The sequence below is a fragment of the Nocardioides sp. PD653-B2 genome (genome assembly GCF_002117935.1).
Lineage (GTDB): Bacteria > Actinomycetota > Actinomycetes > Propionibacteriales > Nocardioidaceae > Nocardioides.
The window spans coordinates 17555-36700 of sequence record NZ_BDJE01000035.1 but is presented as its reverse complement, the minus strand read 5'-3'; the positions used below and the strand labels follow the sequence as shown (position 1 = coordinate 36700).

Genomic DNA, 19146 nt, shown 5'->3' with positions numbered 1-19146 from the left:
CCACCGGTCCTCGCGGGACCTTCGGCCCTCCCGCTCGTCGCTCCACGGATACACGCTCGACCCATGAGCACCTTCGTCTTCGACTTCACGCAGGGAAACAAGGACCTCAAGGACCTCCTCGGCGGCAAGGGCGCCAACCTGGCGGAGATGACCCGGCTCGGCCTCCCCGTGCCCCCGGGGTTCACCATCTCCACCGAGGCCTGTCGCGCCTACCTCGCCCACGGCCGGGAGCCGGACCAGCTCGCCGCGGAGGTCACGCAGCACCTGAGGGCGCTGGAGCAGCGGATGGGGCGCCCCCTCGGCGACCCCCTCGACCCGCTCCTGGTCTCCGTCCGCTCGGGAGCCAAGTTCTCGATGCCCGGGATGATGGAGACCGTCCTGGACATCGGCCTCAACGACGAGTCGGTCGTGGGCCTGGCCCGTCAGAGTGGCGACGAGCGGTTCGCGACCGACTCCTACCGCCGCCTGCTCCAGATGTTCGGGACGACGGTCCTCGGCCTGGACGCGGCCGACTTCAGCAGTCGTCTCGACGATCTCAAGCAGGTCCGTGGCGCGGCCGCCGACACCGACCTGGACGTCGACGACCTGAGGTCGCTGGTCGATGCGTTCAAGTCCGTCATCCGGGAGCGGACGGGCGGCGACTTCCCCCAGGATCCCGACCGGCAGCTGCGGCTCGCGATCCGCGCGGTGTTCACGTCCTGGAACACCCCGCGGGCCGCCCTCTACCGTCGCCAGGAGCAGATCCCCGACGACCTCGGCACGGCGGTCAACGTCCAGGCCATGGTCTTCGGCAACCGCGGCGGCGCCTCGTCCGGCTCTGGCGTGTGCTTCACCCGCGACCCCGCTACCGGAGAGAAGGGGGTCTACGGCGACTACCTCCAGAACGCCCAGGGCGAGGACGTGGTCGCCGGCATCCGCAACGCGATGCCGCTGGCCGACCTCGCCGACCTCGACCGGACGTCGTACGAAGAGCTCCTGCTCATCATGCAGGTGCTGGAGCGGCACTACCGCGACATGTGCGACCTGGAGTTCACGATCGAGGACGGCCGGCTCTGGATGCTGCAGACCCGGGTCGGCAAGCGGACGCCCGATGCGGCCGTCCGGATCGCGTGCGCCCTGGTCGACGAGGGCCTGATCGACCTCGACGAGGCGCTGCTGCGGGTGACCGGTCCGCAGGTGGCGTCCCTGATGTTCCCCCGCTTCGCGGCCGACCCCGACCGGCACCCGGTCGCCGTCGGCATGAGCGCCTCCCCCGGCGCCGCTGTCGGCCGGGTCGTGTTCGACTCGCCCACCGCGGTCGCGTGGACCGGCCGGGGCGAGGACGTGATCCTGGTCCGCAAGGAGACGAACCCCGACGACCTGGCGGGGATGGTCGTGGCGCGCGGCATCCTGACCAGCAGGGGCGGCAAGACCTCCCACGCGGCCGTGGTCGCGCGCGGGATGGGGCGCACCTGCGTGTGCGGATGCGAGTCGATCGACGTCGACCTCCCGCACCGACGCTTCCAGGTCCGCGGCGGCCCGCTCGTCCAGGAGGGCGACGTCATCTCGATCGACGGGAGCACCGGCGAGGTCTTCCTCGGAGCCGTCCCGGTCAGCGACTCGGCACTGGTGCGTCGCCTCGAGGGCGAGCAGACCGATTCGGCGGTCGCCGCCTCGGTCGCGCGGCTCCTCGTGCATGCCGACGCCCGGCGCCGCCTCGGGGTGCGGGCCAACGCGGACACGCCGACCGACGCCCGCCGGGCGCGTCGCTTCGGCGCGAGCGGCATCGGGCTGTGCCGCACCGAGCACATGTTCCTGGGCGAGCGACGCGAGCTCGTGGAGCACCTCATCGTGGCCGCGGACGAGACCAGCCAGACGGTCGCCCTGGACAAGCTCCTCCCCCTCCAGCGCGCGGACTTCACCGAGATCCTCGAGGCCATGGACGGGCTGCCCGTGACCATCCGGCTCCTCGACCCCCCGCTCCACGAGTTCCTGCCCGACCTCACCGAGCTCGCCGTCCAGGTGGCGCTCGAGGACGAGCGGTTCACCGTCGACGAGCACGACCACCGGCTGCTCACGGCGGTCCGGCGCCTGCACGAGCAGAACCCGATGCTCGGCCTGCGTGGCGTCCGTCTCGGCATCGTCATCCCCGGTCTCTTCGCCATGCAGGCCCGGGCGATCGCCGAGGCGGCCGCCGACCGCACCGCCGCCGGCGGTGACCCGCGGCCGGAGATCATGGTGCCGCTCGTCGCGTCCGAGCGGGAGCTGGCGCTGGTGCGCACCCAGCTCGACCAGGTCGTCGCGGCGGTCGCTGCCGAGCGGGGCGTCGGGCTGGCACTGCCGATCGGGACCATGATCGAGCTGCCGCGCGCCGCCGTGACCGCCGACCGGATCGCCGCCTCGGCCGACTTCTTCTCGTTCGGCACGAACGACCTCACCCAGATGACGTGGGGCTTCTCGCGCGACGACGTGGAGGCCTCGTTCTTCCCGACCTACCTGGACCACGGCATCTTCGCGGTCTCGCCGTTCGAGTCGCTCGACGTCGAGGGGGTCGGCTCGCTCGTGCGCACGGCGGCCCGGCTGGGCCGGCAGGCGCACCCGGGCCTGCACCTCGGGGTCTGCGGAGAGCACGGCGGAGACCCGGCGTCGATCCACTTCTTCGACGAGATCGGCCTCGACTACGTCTCGTGCTCGCCGTTCCGGGTGCCCGTCGCCCGCCTGGAGGCGGCTCGCTCGGCGCTGCTGGGCGCCGAGCGGGAGCCACTTCCTGACGACAGCTGACCTGGTCCCTGCCCGGCCGCGCCGGGATCCGGGTCGCCCGGCAGCTCACTCTCGGGGCCTCGGAGGTCGAACCTGCTGCGCGACTCGTCGCCCGGAGCAGACGCGGGTCGCGCCGTAGCGTGGTCGTCGTGAGGACCTACACGCGCCGGGGGCTGCTGGTCGTCGGCGCCCTGGGCGCGGTGTCGGCCTGCACCTCGGAGGACCCGACGTCCCCGCAGCCGCGGCCGACGCCCAGCGGTTCGACCAGTTCGACCAGCGGTTCGACCGGGCCGGGCCGGGCCGGCTGGGCCCAGCTCCGACGCTCGGTCTCGGGCAGCCTGGTGCGGCCCGCGGACCCGACGTACGACCAGGTCCGCCTGCTGGAGAACCCGAGGTACGACGGGCAGCGGCCGCTCGCCGTCCTGGTGGTCGCGTCGGCGGCGGACGTCGCGACCGGCCTCTCGTTCGCCCAGGAGCACGACCTCCCGATCGCGATCCGGTCCGGCGGGCACAGCTACCCGGGCTGGTCGGGAGGAGGCTCGCCGCGGGCCCTCGTGATCGACTGCCGGCCTCTCGCCCAGGTGCGGCTGGAGGGCAGCACGGCCACCATCGGGGCCGGTGCCGCGCTCGCCCGCGTCTACGATGCGATCGGGAGCCGGGGCCGGGCGGTCGCCGGCGGCTCCTGCGCGACCGTGGGCATCGGCGGCCTCGCCCTCGGCGGCGGGGTCGGGGTGCTCACCCGGGCGATGGGCCTGACCTGCGACGCGGTGACGTCGATGCGGGTCGTGACCGCCGACGGCCGGGTCCGCACCGCCAGCGCCGACGAGGAGCCCGACCTCTACTGGGCCCTGCGCGGAGGCGGAGGTGGTCACCTGGGCGTGGTCACGTCGTTCGACCTCGGGACCGCGCCCGCGCCGACGCTGCACACCGTCTACCTGCAGTGGCCGATCTCCGCGGCTCCGCGGGTGATCGAGGCGTGGCAGCAGTGGGCGCCCGGCGCCGACGAGCGGCTCTGGTCGACGCTCAAGGCGCTCGGCGGCGGGCGCCACCCGGACGGCCCGATCCTGCTCCTGTCGGGCACCTGGACCGGCCCGGCCGCCGCCCTCGACGCGCAGCTCGCGGGGCTCCTCGACCACGTGCCCGCTCCGGCCGTCCGCGCCGACCACACCCGGGGCTACCTCGACGCGATGCTGTCCTACGCCGGGTGCGCGTCGATCCCGGTCGACCGGTGCACCACCGGACCCGGGGGGTCGCTGACCCGCGAGGCGTTCGGCGCCACGTCGCACGTCATGTACGACGAGCTCGGCCCGTCCGGCATCGGCGACCTGCTCGACCGGGTCGACGCGGCCCAGTCGTCGGGTCTGCTCGAGGCGGGCATCTCGCTGGACGCGCTCGGCGGCCGGGTGCGCGACCTCGCGCCGGGCGACACCGCGTTCGTGCACCGGGACGCGCTCGCCACCGTGCAGTACACCGCGACCTTCCCGCCCGGCACCCCCGGCGCCGCCGACCGCTACGTCCGCGGGTTCCGCGCCGCGATGCTGCCCCACTGGGGCAACCACGCCTACGTCAACTACGCGGACCCGACGATCCGCGACTACCGCACGGCCTACTTCGGCGCCAACGCCGAACGACTCGCGCAGGTCCGGTCGGCGTACGACCCGGACCACGTCTTCAGCCAGCCCCAGGACTTCTGACCTGCCGCGCCGCTCAGGCCGAGGTCACCAGCAGCACCACGTCGACGAGGGCGATGCCGATCGCGGCCACGAACGGCGCCCGACCCCGACCGGTCAGGGCGACGACGGCGAAGACCGCGACGACGCCCAGGGCAGCCAGCGACCCGACGCTCGCGAGACCGGTCCCGACCGCGACCACCACGGAGCCGGTCACGAGGACGGTCGTCGCCACGGCCGGCAGCCGGCGCGCACCGATCCGGTGCGGGAGGCCTCGGACTCCCGTGGCCTCGTCGTCGGCGAGGTCCGGCAGGACGTTGAGGAGGTGGGCGCCGACCCCGAGCAGCGCGGCCGCGGCGACCGCCCACCAGGGCGGCAGGTCGGCCGGCTCACCGGCGAGCCCCACGAACACCACGAGGGCACCGAAGGAGAAGGCGTACGGGAGCCAGGACCACAGCGTCGACTTGAGCCGGAGGTTGTAGCCCCAGGCGGAGGCGACGGCCAGGAGGTGGACGATGCCCGCGGCCCAGCCGCAGGCCAGCGAGAGGGGCACGACCGTGAGCACCGCGAGCCCGCAGGCGACCCGGACCGTCCGGCTGCCGACCGCCCGGGTGGCGAGGGGCTTGTCAGGGCGGCGCACCGCTCGGTCGCGGCCCAGGTCGACGAGGTCGTTGGACCAGCCGACGGACAGCTGGCCGGCGAGGACGGCGAGCCCGACGAGCACGACGCGTCCCGGGGACAGGTCGTCCGCCACCGCCAGGAGCAGGGCGAGCACGACGACCGCCGCCGCCGGACCGACGTGGGCCGTGCGCACCAGCGCCGACATCGGGCCCATGGACCGAGTATGCCGACCGACGCGTCAGTCCCCCGCCAGCCGCCGCGCGAGGTACGGCGCGGTGACGCTGTCGGAGGACGCCGCGACCTCGGCCGGGGTGCCGGCAGCGACCACCCGGCCACCCGCGCCGCCTCCACCGGGTCCCAGGTCGATCACCCAGTCGGCGGTGAGGATCGTGTCGAGGTCGTGCTCGACGACGACCACCGTGTTGCCCGCGTCGACCAGCTGGTGCAGCTGGCGCTGCAGCAACGCGACGTCCGCCGGGTGCAGCCCGGTGGTCGGCTCGTCGAGCAGGTAGAGCGCGTGTCCGCGCCGGGCACGCTGCAGCTCGGTGGCCAGCTTGATCCGCTGGGCCTCGCCGCCACTCAGCTCGGTCGCCGGCTGCCCGAGCCGCAGGTAGCCCAGGCCGACGTCGCGCAGCGTCTCGAGGCTCCGCGAGGCGGGCGCGACGTCCGCCAGGAACGCGGCGGCATCGTCGACGGACATCGCCAGCACCTCGGCGATGTTCTTCCCGCGGTAGGTGATCTCGAGCGTCTCGGTGTTGTACCTCGCTCCGTGGCAGGTCGAGCAGGGTGCGTAGGTCCCGGGCAGGAACATCAGCTCGACCGAGACGAACCCCTCGCCCTGGCAGGTCTCGCAGCGCCCCTCGGGCACGTTGAACGAGAACCGCCCCGCGCCGTACCCGCGCGCTCGGGCCTCGTCCGTCGCGGCGAAGAGCCGGCGCACCGCGTCGAACATCCCGGTGTAGGTCGCCAGGTTCGACCGCGGCGTGCGGCCGATCGGTCGCTGGTCGACCAGGACCAGCCGGTCGAACGACTCGTGCACCGCCGGGTCCTCGGCGAGCACCCCGGTGACCAGCGTCGACTTGCCGGAGCCGGAGACGCCGGTCACCGCGGTCAGCACGCAGAGCGGGACGTCGACCGACACGTCGTCCAGGTTGTGCCGCGAGACGCCGCGCAGCGACAGCCAGCCCTGCGGGGTCCGGAGGTCGTGCTCGAAGCGGCTCGACCGCCCGAAGAGGTGGGCGCTGGTGGCCGACTCCACGACCTCCTCCAGGCCGGCGACGGGCCCGCTGTAGAGCACCCGGCCGCCCCCCTCGCCCGCGCCGGGACCGATGTCGACCACCCAGTCCGCGCGGCGCACGACGTCCAGGTCGTGCTCGACGACGAAGAGCGAGTTGCCCGACGCCTTCAGTCGGTCCAGCACGTCGAGCAGCGGTGCCGCGTCGGCCGGGTGCAGGCCGGCCGAGGGCTCGTCGAGCACGTAGACGACCCCGAAGAGTCCCGAGCGCAGCTGGGTGGCGATCCGCAGCCGCTGGGCCTCGCCCGGCGAGAGGGTCGTCGAGCTGCGTCCGAGGCTGAGGTAGCCGAGCCCGAGGTCGAGGAGGACGTCGATGCGCGCGACCAGGTCGGCGCAGATCCGGACCGCGACCTCGTGCGACTCCTCGGGCTGCTCCGCGCTGGGCCGCAGGAGGGCGACCGCCTCGACGAGCGACAGCGCGTTGACCTCGGCGATCGACCGACCCGCGAACGTCACGGCCAGCGCCTCCGGGCGCAGCCCGCTGCCATGGCAGGCGGGGCAGGGAGCATCGCGGACGAACCGCAGCGCCCGCTCGCGCATCCGCTCGCTCGTGGAGTCGGAGAGCACGTGCATGACGTGCTTGCGGGCGCTCCAGAACTTGCCGTAGTAGCCGTGGTCGACCCGGTCCCGCTCGGGCTTGATCAGCACCGACGGCTGCTCGTCGGTGAAGAGCAGCCAGTCCCGGTCCTTCTTCCGCAGCTTGCGCCACGGCGTGTCCACGTCGATCCCCAGTCCGGTGACGATGCTGCGCAAGTTCGCGCCCTGCCAGGCGCCGGGCCACGCGGCGATCGCGCCGTCGCGGATGCTCAGCGAGGGATCGGGGACCAGCAGCTCCTCGGTGACGTCGTGCACGACGCCGAGTCCGTGGCACCGGGGGCAGGCGCCGGCGACGGTGTTGGGCGAGAACGCCTCGGCCGGCAGGTGCTCGGAGTCGGCCGGGTAGTCGCCGGCTCGCGAGTAGAGCATCCGGAGCAGGTTCGACAGCGTCGTGATCGTCCCGACCGTCGACCGCGAGCTGGGTGCCCCGCGCCGCTGCTGGAGGGCCACCGCCGGCGGCAGCCCGGTGATCTCCTGCACGTGCGGCGCGCCGACCTGCTGCAGCAGGCGGCGGGCGTACGGCGCGACCGACTCGAAGTAGCGGCGCTGCGCCTCGGCGTACAGCGTGCCGAAGGCGAGCGACGACTTGCCCGACCCGGAGACGCCGGTGAACGCGACCATCGCGTCACGGGGGATGTCGACGTCGACGTCGCGCAGGTTGTGCTCGCTCGCGCCGCGTACGCGCACGAAGTGGTCCATCGGGGGTTCGCTCACCCAACAGCACAGTACCCCTGGGTCGAACCCAGGCGCGGCGCCCGGTCGCTCAGGCCCAGCCGAGCTCGCGCAGCTCGGACTCGGACATGCCCATGGCGTGCCCGACCTCGTGCACCAGCACGGTGCGCACCCGGGCGGGCACGTCCTCGAGCCGCGCGCAGACCTCGACGATCGGGAGCCGGTAGAGCGTGATCGTGTCCGGCAGCGTGCCGGGGGCCCGGCCGTAGTGCGAGGTGCGCGGGACCCCGCGGTAGAGGCCCAGCAGCAGGATCCCGGGACGACGCTCCGACTCGGCCTGCTCGTCCTCGACCAGCACCGCGATCTCGCTGACGACCGGCAGCACCCAGTCGGGCAGGGAGTCGAGGGCGTCGACGACCATCGCCTCGAAGACGTCGAGCGGCACTGCCCCCGGGTCCATGGGACCGAGTATGCCCAGCGGCTGTCTGGTCAGGCGCCGCGGCCGAAGTCGAACGTCGCGATCGGGTTGCTGGTCGGGCGGGTGGAGCCGCCGGTCGGCTCGAGGGTGATGGCCGCGCCGTTCGCGGTGGCGGCGTCGCCCACGAGGACGACGGCCTGGTCGGCGCCGGCCGACATGATGCCGGCGGAGACCCTCCCGGAGGCCGGCTGGTCGAGCCATAGCTGGTAGACCAGCCCGGCCGGCGCCGGGGGGAGGTGGCGGGTGGCGATCACCGCCTGGCCGACGGAGTCGGAGCGCCAGACGGTGGCCTCCCAGCCGCGGTCGGACTCGACGGTCGTGTGCGTCCGGTCCGCGGCGTGCATGACCTGCGCCGAGGCCGTCACCGGCGCCGGGTCCTCGGACCCGCGACCGACGGTGGCGCCGACGCCGATCGCGGCGATCAGCACGGCCGCTGCCGCGCCGGCGACCGGCCCGGTCCGCCGGCGACGACGAGGGATGCGCGCGGCCGGCAGGTCGGTGGTGCGGGGCGGCAGCGGACGGACCCGGGAGACGTCGCGCAGGACGCGGCGCCGCAGGCCCTCCGGAGGAGAGAGCTCCACCGGGGCGGCCAGCAGGACGACCGCGTCGCTCATGCTCGCGAGCCCGGTCCGGCAGTCGCCGCAGGTCTCCAGATGCCTCTCGAACTCCAGGATCTCCCCGTCGCCGAGGGCATCGAGCGCGTACGCACCGGCGAGGAGGTGGACAACGTGGGTCGGCACGGCCTCGCTCCTGTCTGGTACGCCGGACGCGTCGATGCGGCCCCGGTCAGGGACCTGGGCCGCATCGAGGCGCGTGGTGCCGGGTGCTACTTGGAGGTGGTGTTCACCGTGATCTTGGCGATGCCGACCAGCAGGCCGGGCTTCACGGCGTCGGTCTTGAACGTCTGGTTCAGCAGCGGGGCGGCGTCGGCCGAGATCTCGACCTTGGTGCCCTCGAGGATCGCGTTGCTGCCCTCGGTCTGCAGCGGCTGGAGGGTGCGGCCGTCGAGCTGGAAGAGGAACGCGTTCGTGACCGCGACCTTGCCGTTGACGCTCACGTCGCCGTAGACCCGCGAGACGCCGGGGTCGACGTTGAAGTTGGTCAGCTCGACCGTGGTGCCACCGGCGGTCAGCGACAGACCGGAGCCCTCGTGCTGGACCTGGCCGATGACGTAGGGCGAGACCTCGCCGGGCTTGAAGACGGTGACGTTGCCGCCGGTGATCGGGAAGATCAGCGAGCCGTCCTCGAGCTTCGCGGTGCCGACCACACCCGGGGTGAGCTTGAGCGCGGTGAGCGCGTCGGTGAAGCCCTTGTCGAGGGCGATCGCGGTGGTCTCACCCTGCAGGGCGTCGATGGCGGCGACCGGCTTCGGGGCCGCGGCGGAGCTGGAGGAGGAAGACCCCTCCGAGTCGGATGAGCCGCAGGCGGCCAGCGGACCGGCGAGCAGGGCCACGGTGGCCAGCGCTGCGAGCGTCTTCTTGGGGTTCGAGATGGTGCGCATGTGGCGCTCCCTACTGATTGGCGTCGTGGTGCTCTGTCGCGGGGTAGTTCGCCACCACCCCGGAACCGGATTGGTAGAGGAGGGACATTGGTCCCGACGCCGACGGACCGACGCACCTGTCGACCACGAGGTCCTCCGTCGCACGATCGAGTGACATCGGGAGGACGAGAGGCGTGGACATGGACATCACCGAGACACCCCGCTGGGCGAGCGGGAAGCTCGTCGACCTGCCCCCGGACGAGTGCACGCGGCTCCTCGCCGAGCGGTCGGTCGGCCGGGTCGCGTGGACCGGGCCGGCGGGGCCGACCGTGCTGCCGATCAACTACGTGCTGGTCGACGACGAGATCTGGTTCCGGACCACGGCCCATTCGTCGTTCGCGACCGAGGTCGACGACCAGCCCGTGGCCTTCCAGATCGACGACGTCGACGAGTTCACCCGGTCGGGCTGGAGCGTCCTGGCCCGGGGGACGGCGCACGTCGTGTTCGACACGACGCGGCTGCCGCGCACCTGGTCGGGGCCGGAGACATGGCCGTCGGGCGCGCACGCCCTGTACGTCGTGATCGAGCCGCGCCTGGTGACCGGCAAGCGCCTCTTCGCCAGCTGAGGGCGCCCGTGGCCGAAGGACACGGGCAGGTCACCGTGAGGTCACGGGACGACAACGGCCCCCGGGGCCCGAGGAGTCAGAGGATGTAGAGCATCTCCTGGTAGGTCGGCAGCGACCACAGGTCGTCGGCCACCAGGCCCTCGAGCGTGTCGGCGGCCGCGCGGACCGCCGCCATCGCCGGGATCACGGTGTCGCGGACGTACGTCGCGGCGACCATCGGGTCGTGGTCGTGCTCCTGGGCGAGGGCGTCGCCGAGCCCGGCGAGGCCGGCCTTCAGCTCCACGATGGGGCCGGAGACCGACTCGAGCAGGGAGAGGTCCGCGTCAACGCCGGCGGCCTTGAGGGTGGCGACGTTCGACGCCAGCTCGGTCTGGTAGCGGATCGCGCTCGGCAGGATGATCGTCGTGCCCATCTCGAGGGTCAGGTTCGCCTCGACGCCGACGCTGAGGATGTACTGCTCCAGCCCGACCTCGTAGCGGCTGTGCATCTCGCGGTCGTTGAAGACCGAGTACCTCGAGAACAGCTCCAGCGCGTCGTCGGAGATCAGCTCGGGAAGCGCGTCGATCGTGGTGCGGAGGTTCTTCAGGCCGCGTTGCTCGGCCTCGACCTGCCACTCGTCGGAGTACCCGTTGCCGTTGAAGATCACGGCACCGTGGTCGGCCACGATCGTCGCGAGCAGGGACTGGACCGCCTCGTCGAAGTCGGTGCCCTCGGCGACCGCGCCCTCGAGCACGGTGGCGCAGTGGTCGAGCGCCTCGGCCATGATCGTGTTGATCACGACCATCGGCGCGGCCACGGTCTGCAGCGAGCCGGGGGCGCGGAACTCGAAGCGGTTGCCGGTGAAGGCGAACGGACTGGTGCGGTTGCGGTCGCCCGGGTCCTTGCTCAGGTCGGGGAGCGTGTCCACGCCGACGATCAGCGTGCCCTTCTCCTTCGAGCGGGTGGCACCGCCCTTCGCGATCTGGTCGAAGACGTCGGTGAGCTGGTCGCCCAGGAAGATCGAGATGATCGCCGGCGGCGCCTCGTTGGCGCCGAGGCGGTGGTCGTTGGACGCCGACGCGACCGAGGCCCGCAGCAGCCCGCCGTACTTGTGGACGGCCCGGATGACGGCGCCGCAGAAGACGAGGAACTGGGCGTTTTCGTGCGGGGTGTCGCCCGGGAGCAGCAGGTTGCCCTGCGCGTCGTTGCCGATCGAGAAGTTCACGTGCTTGCCGGAGCCGTTGACCCCGGCGAACGGCTTCTCGTGGAAGAGGCACTCCATGCCGTGCTTCTTGGCGATCGCCTTGAAGGTCGTCATCAGCAGCTGCTGGTGGTCGGAGGCGACGTTGGCGCGCTCGAACATGGGGGCGATCTCGAACTGGCCGGGGGCCACCTCGTTGTGGCGGGTCTTGGCCGGGATGCCGAGCTTGAAGAGCTCCCGCTCGGTGTCCATCATGAAGCCGAGCACCCGCTCCGGGATCGCTCCGAAGTAGTGGTCGTCGAACTCCTGGCCCTTCGGCGGCTTCGCGCCGAAGAGCGTGCGGCCGGCGTTCAGCAGGTCGGGGCGTGCCAGGTAGAAGTGGCTGTCGACCAGGAAGTACTCCTGCTCGGGGCCGCAGTACGACACGACGCGCTCGGGCTCGTGCCCGAACAGCCGCAGCACCCGCTCGGCGTGTACGGCCATCGCCTGCTGCGAGCGCAGGACCGGCGTCTTGTGGTCGAGCGCCTCCCCCGTCATCGAGATGAAGACGGTGGGGATGCAGAGCGTGTTGCCGTTCGGGTTCTCCAGGACGTACGCCGGGCTCATCACGTCCCAGCCGGTGTAGCCGCGGGCCTCGAACGTGTTGCGCAGCCCACCGTTCGGGAACGACGACGCGTCGGGCTCGCCCTGGACGAGCGTCTTGCCGGAGAACGACGCGAACGCCGTGCCGTCGCCGACCGGGTCGAGGAAGCTGTCGTGCTTCTCCGCGGTCAGGCCGGTCAGCGGGTAGAAGACGTGGGCGTAGTGGGTCGCGCCCTTCTCCAGGGCCCAGTCCTTCATCGCCGAGGCCACGGCGTCGGCGACCAGCGGGTCGAGGGGAGCCGACTTCTCGATGGTCGCGAGCACGGACCGGTAGACCGACTTCGGCAGCCGCTTCGCCATCACGCTGAGGCTGAAGACGTTCTGGCCGAAGACCTCACCGGGCTCCTCGCCGGGATCGAAGCTCACGGCCGGTGGCAGGTACGCCTCGACGTCCGTGATGGCCTGCAGACGTACCTTGTTCGCGCTCATGTGCTCGGTGCTCCCTCACGACGTACGCCGCTCCCCGCGGCTGACAGTCGTGAACCTAGACGCGTCACATGTCGGGATTGTTACGCGGCCGTGACGGACGCGGACCGGCTGGCCCGGTCTACCAGGAACCGGAGCCGGTGCCGTTCGAGTTGCAGACGAGGTCCTTGGTCCACGCCGCGCCGGTCCAGTTGCCGAGGGAGCTGTGGACGCCGACGATCCACGTGGTGGCGCGGAAGTCGGACGATCGCGAGCCCGTGAGCGTCTGCCGCTTCACCGGGGAGGACACCGTGTCGACGACGTTGTTGCCGAGCGCCAGGCTGAAGCCGTACGTCGCATCGGTCGGGCCGCTGTCGGTGAACCCGGTGATGGTCACCGAGATGTACTCGGTGTTGCCCCACTTGGTGCAGCTGTAGCTGCCGCGCACCGCGGTGGGCATCTCCATCTTGTCGGCCCCGACGCTCAGCGTGGACGGCTGGGACGAGGTGAACTTCGCGTCCGCGACCGCCGGGATGGCGAGCAGGGAGAGCACCACCAGGAGGACCGAGACTGCACGGCGGCAGTGGTCGAACCAGGGTGTCAAGGGGTCTCCGGACTCGGGGCGTGCGGGTGGGTGTGGACCTCAGTCTCCGGGGCGGGTCTCAAGCGGGTCGCGAGTGCAACTCAAGAAACCTTCAAGAAATGACATGATCGTGTTATGGGGAGCAACGATCGTCGAGCCGTGGTCGTCGAGGACGACGAGGACATCAGGGCGCTGATCGAGTTCACACTGGCGCAACAGGGCTTCGACGTCGTCGCCGTGGACTCCGGTCTGGCGGGTGTCGAAGCCGTCCGCGAGCACCAGCCCGACCTGGTCACGCTCGACCTCGGGCTGCCCGGCATCGACGGCATCGAGGCCTGTCGCCGGATCCGCGAGATCAGCGACGCGTACGTCGTGATGATCACCGCCCGTGACGACGAGATCGACCGGCTCCTGGGCCTGGAGACCGGTGCCGACGACTTCATCTCGAAGCCGTTCAGCGCCCGCGAGCTCAAGGCCCGGGTGAACGCGATGTTCCGGCGGCCGCGCACCGTCAACGGCGTGGTCCCGGGGAGCAACGGGACTCCCGCCGAGTCCTGGGTCGACGACCGACACGAGGTGCTCGTGCACGGCGTGCTGCGGGTCGACGTCGACGGCCGACGCGCCTTTCGCGACGACGAGGAGCTGGTGCTGACCCGCACCGAGTTCGACCTGCTGACCGAGCTGATGCGCACGCCGGCGCGGGTGTGGACCCGTGAGGCCCTGCTGCGCTCGGTCTGGGGCACGGAGTGGGCGTCCGACACGCACCTCGTCGAGGTGCACATCGGCAACCTGCGCCGCAAGCTCGGTGAGGCACGCGGCGAGGTGCGGTTCATCCGCACGGTCCGCGGAGTGGGCTACCGGATGGAGCTCGTCACCTAGGTTCCCCTAGGACAGGAAGGTCGCGAAGGCGTCGTCGGCGCGGCGCTCGGCTCCCGCGAGGCCCTGGGCCGCGACCCGGGCGCCGGCGAGATCGGAGACACGCAGGTGCTCCTCGATCCGGGTGCTCACGGCGCACAGCTCCTGGGCGCCGAGCGTGCAGGCCGAGGTCCGGAGGCTGAGGACCGCGTCCATCGCCTCGCGGTAGTCGTCACCGAGCATCGCCGACTCGATCCGGCTCACGCGCCCGGGCAGCAGCCGGCGGAAGCGGGCGACGAAGTCGAGTGCGAACTGCACGTCGTCGTCGTGACCGGTCAGGCTGCTCACCGCGGTCGCGTCGAACGCCGTGGGTGGAGACAGGACGTCACTCATGGGGACCCTCCAGTGCAGGCTCGTCGATGTCGTCTTCGTCGACCTCGGGCTTCGAGCCCCAGATCGTGCTGAGCCCGAGCAGCAGCAGCCCCCCGAATGCAATCCAGAAGATACCGTGCTGGACCGCCGGTGCGCGCAGGACACGGATGACGGATCCGAGCTTCGGGACGACCGTCTTCACCTCCCAGACGGTGTCACCCTGGATCGTCGCGGTCCACGGGTCGTCGTTCTCGTTCGCGTCGCCCTGGGTGCGGAAGACGATCGAGCCGTCGTTCTGGGTCTTCACCTCGACGACCCGGTGGGTCTCGACGCGGTGGTCCTCGACCGGGATCTGGTAGCTGATCACGTCACCGACGGCCAGCTCGCTGGCCGGCTTCTGGGCGGTGACGACGACGTCGCCCGGCATGATGCCGGGCTCCATGCTGCCCGTGAGCATCGTGGCGGTTCGGTAGCCGAAGAGGTGGGGTCCCACCGCGACCAGGAGGAACACGGCGAGGCAGACCAGCGTCAGCAGGTTGCCGCCGAGACGGATCACCCGGCGGACCATCGACCGGCGTACGACCGGGGCCTCGGCCGCGACCCGCTTGGCGGTCACCCCGCTCGGGGTGATCGTCGGGCGGACGGCGGCCCGGTGGCGACCGGCGATGACGGCAGTGCTGCTGCTCATGGTCTGTCTCCTCGCGGCTGGGTCGTCGTCGGCTGGGGGTTGTGCGAACCCGAAGGCCACCCACGCCGTGGGTGGCCCCCGGGAGTCCGATCAGAGCGCGGTGTTCGCGGCGCGCTGGGTGGCGTCGAAGGTGAAGGTCAGCGTGTTCGAGAGACCCTGGAACGTGTTGTCCGCGGCGGTCGGCAGGCTGACCGAGACCCGGAGGAAGGACGTGGCACCCGACGCGTTGAGGGTGGTCGTGGCCGCGGCCAGGTCGATGTCGGTGCCGATGACGGCGCGCTGGGCGACGACCGAGGTCGTGGTGCCCGAGCAGGTCAGGTCGTTGGTGCTCGCGGCCTTGGTCCAGGCGACCGAGCACTGGTCGATCTTGAGCTGCAGGCCGTTGGTGGCGTTCGAGGTGAGGACGTTCGCGGTGGAGCCGGTCGTGGTCAGCTTGACCGAGCCGAACGACGTCGTGTCGGTGGAGCGGCTCAGGGTGACGGCCCGCTGGGCGACGTCGCCGGGGACCATGTCGGCGACCGGGGTGGCCATGCTGACCGCGCCGGCGGCGGAGGACAGGACGACCTTGCCGGAGGCGACCGACTCGCTGGCGGTGGTGGTGGAGGTGAAGGCACCGAAGGTACCGAGGCCGGCGACCGAGGCAGCGCCACCGACGAGCACGACGGACGCGAAGATCTTGACGGCGGTGGAGCTGGCGGCGAGACGCATTGCTGATTCCTTTGAGTTGGGGACCAGCGGCTTGTGCGGCCGGCCCGTTCCTTGATGACCAGAACAATGCCGGGGCGAGTTCAAGGCAGAAGCCGGTAAAAGCACGACGTTCCCTCAAGGAACGCGCAAGACCCCAAGACGCCCGAAAAACCGCCTCTGACCTGCGGAAACGTCGCGCAGGACGGCGCGGGGCACCGGCCGGACCCGGTGTTTCACGGGTTTCGACCGGGCTTTCGGGCTCAGGTGCCCGCGATCTCGCGCCACCAGGCGGCCACCTGGGCCGGTTCGAACGCGAGCGACGCGGCCTGCGCGGCCATCTCGGTGACCGCGGTCCCCGGCACGTCGCTGTCCCACCACGACCCCGCGGGCACGACCAGCTCGCGCTCCATGAACGCGGCGAGCCGCGTGTTGACGGTCTCGGCGTCGGCCTGCGCGAACACCAGGAAGGTGTTGGTGTGCGGCGGGTCGGGCGTCACCCGGAGGCCGGCCGCGCTCAGCTCGGCGGCGAACGCGGCCGCCCAGGCGGCGTACTCCCCCATCCGCGACAGCTGGTCGCGCAGGCCGACCAGGGCGCCCAGGGCGTACGGCGTCATCCGGTAGAGCGTGCCGCCCATCCGGCGCCGCCAGGCGCGCAGCTCGGCGGCCAGGTCGGCGGCACCGGCCACGGCGGCACCGGCCGGCGCGTCGAGCCCCTTGTAGAACGAGACGTAGACGCTGTCGGCGAGCGCCGCGATCTCGGCCAGCGGCCGGTCGTAGAACGGCTGCGACTCCCAGAGCCGCGCACCGTCGACGTGGAGGGGCACCCCGAGCTCGCGGGCCGCGCCCGACAGCTCGGTGAGCTCCGCCCACGACGGCAGCCGGCACCCGGCGTCGCGCAGCGGCAGCTCGACCAGCGCGGCACCCAGCCCGACCGGGAGCGCCCGGAGGTCGGCCGCGGTCGCCGTGCGCCGGCCGACCGTGAGGTGCTCGAAGCGGAAGTCGTGCAGCAGTCGTGGGCCGTCCTCCTCGTGGACGAGCAGGTGGGAGCGGTCCGGGATCGCGACCCGGCGCGACCCGCGGCGCTCGCACCAGACGCGGAGCGCGGCCTGCTGGCCCATCACGCCGCTCACGAAGAAGACCGCGGCGGGCTTGCCGAGCAGCTCGGCGACCTGCTCCTCGAGACGGGCCACGACGCCGTCGTCGCCGTACACGTCCCACTCGTCGACGCCGAGCTCCGCGCAGGCCGCGGCGAGCGCGGCGAACGTGTCCGCGGGCGAGACCCGGGGGCTGCGGATCGCGGAGCGGGTGCAGGAGAGGGAGGCGGCCCGGAGCCGGTCCTCGAGTTCGGTCACCGGGCCACCCTAGGTCTCACGTCACGTCGAACCAGCCGCCCAGGGCCGGCACCCGCCGCAGCACCACCTGGTCGAGCAGCAGCACCACGAGCAGCGAGACGCCGAAGACCGGCAGGAAGACGCCGAGCGCGACCAGGCCGACGAGCAGCACCGGCGACGACCGGACCGGCAGCCGGCCCCGGGGCGCTCCGACCGACATCGCACCGCGCGGTCGGCGACGCCACCACATCAGCGGTCCGGTGACTCCCATGAAGACCACCGCCAGGCACATCAGCGCGGAGCCCCAGAACGACCAGAGGCCGAGCGCCCGGCCCTCGTGCAGCCCGATGCCGAGCGAGACGACCTTGGCGAGCGCCGGGTAGTCGTCGAAGCCGTACGTCGAGACGACCCGACCGCCGTACCGGTCCACGTGCACGGTCCGCTCGTCGGTCGGTGCGTCGAACGCGTAGCCGATCACCGAGAACACGCCGGTCGAGTCGGCCTCGTCCGACGGCATGGCCACGGTGAACGGGTGCCGGAGGCCCGCGCCGTCCGCGACCTCCACGGCGGTGTCGATGTTGGCGACACTCCCCTCCCTCGCCGAGCGCGGGACCTCGGACTTGCCCATCCCCCACGGCACGTCGACGGCGTGGCTGTGCGGCAGCGACTCGTCGAGCGTCGACGTGGGGTCGCTGATCGCGCCGGGATCGGTGCTCCACAGCGAGGTGCCCCGGTCGGTGGCGAGCGCCTGCACCTTCGCGCCCCAGATGCCGGTCCACGGGAGGCCCGACACGAGCAGGAGAAGCAGTCCCCCGCCCACGAACAGCCCGACCAGGCCGTGCCGCGAGCGCAGGGTCGCTCCGGCCCGACCGGCCTGCCGGGCCCGGCGCCGGCCCCGCCGGCCGCGGACGTAGAGGTAGTAGCCGGTCAGCGCCATCACCAGCGCCCAGCAGGCGCCGAGCTCGATGACGAGGTCGCCCCACGGGCCGGCCATCAGCTCGCCGTGCAGCCGCACGGCGTAGCCCGACACCGTGGTGTCGGGGTCGAGCGCGCCGAGGTACGTCGGCCCGTACGGGTCGACGAAGGCGTCGCGGGTCGAGCCGTCCGGCAGCGCGACCGAGAAGACCGTGCTCCGGTCGGGCGCCGCCGGCTCGGTCATCGACACGATCGTGCCGTCGGGGAAGGCGTTGTGCACGGCGGCGAGCTGGCCGGAGTGGGGCTGGGAGAGGGTGCCCGGCTGCCGGTCGACGCGCATCAGGTCGGCGTGCAGCAGCGGCTCGAGCTGGAAGCGGAACAGATAGATCAGCCCGGTGGTGGCCAGGACCAGCAGGATCGGCACCACCAGGAAGCTGGCGAAGAAGTGCCACCGCCAGACGGCACGGAACAGGCCGGCGCCGGGCCGGCGGCGCGGTGGGTCGGGGTTGGGCGCGCGCTCGGGCGCGATCACGTCGGTCAAGGGTCTCTCCTCGGAGAACGCAGATGTGCGCGAGCAGGCAGGGCCTGTCGCGTGGGGTGGTGGGTGCGGTGCCGTCGTCAGGCGGCGGCGAGGAGAGCAGGCGGCCCGCGTCGTACGACGCAGCGCGCGATGCGGGCGGGAGCCCGCAGCCCCGGCGGCTCGGCCGGGACGGTGACCAGGTCGCCCCGCGGGGCGACCGGCCGGACGTGGACGAGCGCCCACGCCAGCAGCAGCGGCCGGACCAGCGCCGCCGACGCGAGCGCGACGAGGGTCCAGAGGCTGCGCTCGCCGATCGCGAGCCAGACGCCGACGAGGACCGCGGCCACCAGGTGGGCGGCCATCATCGGCGCGTGCCCGGCCAGGTCGTCGACGAGGTGGCCGACCGGGAGCGCGGGCTGCAGCTGGGTGGAGCCGATCATCGCGTCGTACTGGTCCTGCAGCGAGCCGACCCGGCGGCCGTCGACCGTCGGCAGCGCGCTCGACACCGGGCGCGTCGTCGCCGCAGACGGGTCACCGCGGTGGCCGGCGGCGATCGTCAGGACGAGGTGGACCAGCGTCTGTCCGCCGACCAGGAGGACGACGATCCGTCGCAGCGACGCCGGCCGGGCCAGCAGTGGTGCGCACAGGGCCGACGAGCCGACGAACAGCACGACGAGCCACGCGGGGCCGGGCAGCAGGCCGTCGGCCGTGACGTGGCCGGTGACGCCGAGGAAGCAGGCGACGAAGGCGAGCAGGAGCGCGCGTGCCCAGAGCACGACGGGATCCATGCT

17 protein-coding genes are annotated in these 19146 nt (G+C 72.4%); 4 read left to right on the top strand and 13 right to left on the bottom strand.

Translation table 11 applies throughout. The features are described 5' to 3' along the window. Positions 1-63 precede the first annotated feature (63 nt). Together ppdK and PD653B2_RS15605 are read left to right on the top strand one after the other, a co-directional pair. Positions 64-2760, top strand: a complete 2697-nt coding sequence (gene ppdK / locus PD653B2_RS15610) for a pyruvate, phosphate dikinase (RefSeq protein ID WP_085873315.1) — start codon at positions 64-66, stop codon at positions 2758-2760. 128 nt (positions 2761-2888) lie between these two features. Then, entirely contained in the window at positions 2889-4433 is a 1545-nt protein-coding gene (locus PD653B2_RS15605) for an FAD-binding oxidoreductase (RefSeq protein WP_133058928.1), read from the top strand. A 13-nt stretch (positions 4434-4446) separates the two neighbouring features. Here the strand turns inward: PD653B2_RS15605 and PD653B2_RS15600 are convergent, their stop codons facing one another. The 5 genes from PD653B2_RS15600 to PD653B2_RS15580 form a co-directional block, all read right to left on the bottom strand. Next, positions 4447-5244, bottom strand: coding sequence for a UbiA family prenyltransferase (locus PD653B2_RS15600; RefSeq protein WP_207559313.1), 798 nt, complete (start codon positions 5242-5244; stop codon positions 4447-4449). A gap of 24 nt (positions 5245-5268) precedes the next feature. After that, positions 5269-7635: an ATP-binding cassette domain-containing protein gene (locus tag PD653B2_RS15595; RefSeq protein WP_207559312.1), complete on the bottom strand. Its 2367-nt coding sequence runs from the start codon at positions 7633-7635 to the stop codon at positions 5269-5271. A gap of 49 nt (positions 7636-7684) precedes the next feature. Beyond that, positions 7685-8053 carry a metallopeptidase family protein gene (locus tag PD653B2_RS15590; RefSeq protein WP_085873312.1) on the bottom strand — a complete coding sequence of 123 codons (369 nt, stop codon included), beginning with the start codon at positions 8051-8053 and terminating at the stop codon, positions 7685-7687. 29 nt (positions 8054-8082) lie between these two features. After that, a complete protein-coding gene (locus PD653B2_RS15585; RefSeq protein WP_085873311.1) occupies positions 8083-8811 on the bottom strand; it encodes an anti-sigma factor in 729 nt (242 codons plus the stop codon). A gap of 86 nt (positions 8812-8897) precedes the next feature. After that, entirely contained in the window at positions 8898-9572 is a 675-nt protein-coding gene (locus tag PD653B2_RS15580) for a hypothetical protein (RefSeq protein ID WP_207559311.1), read from the bottom strand. Positions 9573-9751: 179 nt separating this feature from the next. On the opposite strand from PD653B2_RS15580, the gene PD653B2_RS15575 reads away from it, so the two are divergent. Then, the gene (locus PD653B2_RS15575) at positions 9752-10177 is read left to right on the top strand and encodes a pyridoxamine 5'-phosphate oxidase family protein (protein WP_085873310.1); all 426 of its coding nucleotides are present in this window, start codon (positions 9752-9754) and stop codon (positions 10175-10177) included. Positions 10178-10253: 76 nt separating this feature from the next. On the opposite strand, the gene PD653B2_RS15570 is transcribed toward PD653B2_RS15575, so the two are convergent. Both PD653B2_RS15570 and PD653B2_RS15565 read right to left on the bottom strand, forming a co-directional pair. After that, positions 10254-12428 (bottom strand): glutamine synthetase III, encoded by a 2175-nt coding sequence (locus PD653B2_RS15570; RefSeq protein ID WP_085873309.1) that lies wholly within the window; start codon positions 12426-12428, stop codon positions 10254-10256. 118 nt (positions 12429-12546) lie between these two features. Further along, positions 12547-13008: a hypothetical protein gene (locus tag PD653B2_RS15565; RefSeq protein ID WP_085873308.1), complete on the bottom strand. Its 462-nt coding sequence runs from the start codon at positions 13006-13008 to the stop codon at positions 12547-12549. A gap of 114 nt (positions 13009-13122) precedes the next feature. Between PD653B2_RS15565 and PD653B2_RS15560 the strand changes: the two genes are divergently transcribed. Further along, positions 13123-13866 (top strand): response regulator transcription factor, encoded by a 744-nt coding sequence (locus PD653B2_RS15560; RefSeq protein WP_207559310.1) that lies wholly within the window; start codon positions 13123-13125, stop codon positions 13864-13866. 6 nt (positions 13867-13872) lie between these two features. Here the strand turns inward: PD653B2_RS15560 and PD653B2_RS15555 are convergent, their stop codons facing one another. The 6 genes from PD653B2_RS15555 to PD653B2_RS15530 all read right to left on the bottom strand — a co-directional run bounded on the left by PD653B2_RS15555 (position 13873) and on the right by PD653B2_RS15530 (position 19143). Further along, positions 13873-14235: an Hpt domain-containing protein gene (locus PD653B2_RS15555; RefSeq protein ID WP_085873306.1), complete on the bottom strand. Its 363-nt coding sequence runs from the start codon at positions 14233-14235 to the stop codon at positions 13873-13875. Beyond that, on the bottom strand, positions 14228-14902 hold the full coding sequence (locus PD653B2_RS15550; protein WP_089503985.1) for a signal peptidase I: 675 nt from the start codon (positions 14900-14902) through the stop codon (positions 14228-14230). Before PD653B2_RS15550 ends, PD653B2_RS15555 begins: the two co-directional genes overlap by 8 nt. A 90-nt stretch (positions 14903-14992) precedes the next feature. Continuing rightward, positions 14993-15610 (bottom strand): TasA family protein, encoded by a 618-nt coding sequence (locus tag PD653B2_RS15545; RefSeq protein ID WP_085873305.1) that lies wholly within the window; start codon positions 15608-15610, stop codon positions 14993-14995. A 239-nt stretch (positions 15611-15849) separates the two neighbouring features. Further along, positions 15850-16941: a threonine aldolase family protein gene (locus PD653B2_RS15540; protein WP_085873304.1), complete on the bottom strand. Its 1092-nt coding sequence runs from the start codon at positions 16939-16941 to the stop codon at positions 15850-15852. Between the two features lie 16 nt (positions 16942-16957). Beyond that, the gene (locus PD653B2_RS15535) at positions 16958-18367 is read right to left on the bottom strand and encodes a PepSY-associated TM helix domain-containing protein (RefSeq protein WP_089503988.1); all 1410 of its coding nucleotides are present in this window, start codon (positions 18365-18367) and stop codon (positions 16958-16960) included. Positions 18368-18453: 86 nt separating this feature from the next. Next, the gene (locus tag PD653B2_RS15530; RefSeq protein ID WP_133058927.1) at positions 18454-19143 is read right to left on the bottom strand and encodes a hypothetical protein; all 690 of its coding nucleotides are present in this window, start codon (positions 19141-19143) and stop codon (positions 18454-18456) included. Positions 19144-19146 lie beyond the last annotated feature (3 nt).

Excerpts from the sequence above, each read along its gene's own strand:
- ppdK (WP_085873315.1), top strand. The coding sequence starts at position 64 with ATGAGCACCTTCGTCTTCGACTTCACGCAGGGAAACAAGGACCTCAAG.
- PD653B2_RS15600 (WP_207559313.1), bottom strand. The coding sequence starts at position 5,244 with ATGGGCCCGATGTCGGCGCTGGTGCGCACGGCCCACGTCGGTCCGGCG.
- PD653B2_RS15590 (WP_085873312.1), bottom strand. The coding sequence starts at position 8,053 with ATGGACCCGGGGGCAGTGCCGCTCGACGTCTTCGAGGCGATGGTCGTC.
- PD653B2_RS15580 (WP_207559311.1), bottom strand. The coding sequence starts at position 9,572 with ATGCGCACCATCTCGAACCCCAAGAAGACGCTCGCAGCGCTGGCCACC.
- PD653B2_RS15575 (WP_085873310.1), top strand. The coding sequence starts at position 9,752 with ATGGACATCACCGAGACACCCCGCTGGGCGAGCGGGAAGCTCGTCGAC.
- PD653B2_RS15570 (WP_085873309.1), bottom strand. The coding sequence starts at position 12,428 with ATGAGCGCGAACAAGGTACGTCTGCAGGCCATCACGGACGTCGAGGCG.
- PD653B2_RS15560 (WP_207559310.1), top strand. The coding sequence starts at position 13,123 with ATGGGGAGCAACGATCGTCGAGCCGTGGTCGTCGAGGACGACGAGGAC.
- PD653B2_RS15555 (WP_085873306.1), bottom strand. The coding sequence starts at position 14,235 with ATGAGTGACGTCCTGTCTCCACCCACGGCGTTCGACGCGACCGCGGTG.
- PD653B2_RS15550 (WP_089503985.1), bottom strand. The coding sequence starts at position 14,902 with ATGAGCAGCAGCACTGCCGTCATCGCCGGTCGCCACCGGGCCGCCGTC.
- PD653B2_RS15545 (WP_085873305.1), bottom strand. The coding sequence starts at position 15,610 with ATGCGTCTCGCCGCCAGCTCCACCGCCGTCAAGATCTTCGCGTCCGTC.
- PD653B2_RS15530 (WP_133058927.1), bottom strand. The coding sequence starts at position 19,143 with ATGGATCCCGTCGTGCTCTGGGCACGCGCGCTCCTGCTCGCCTTCGTC.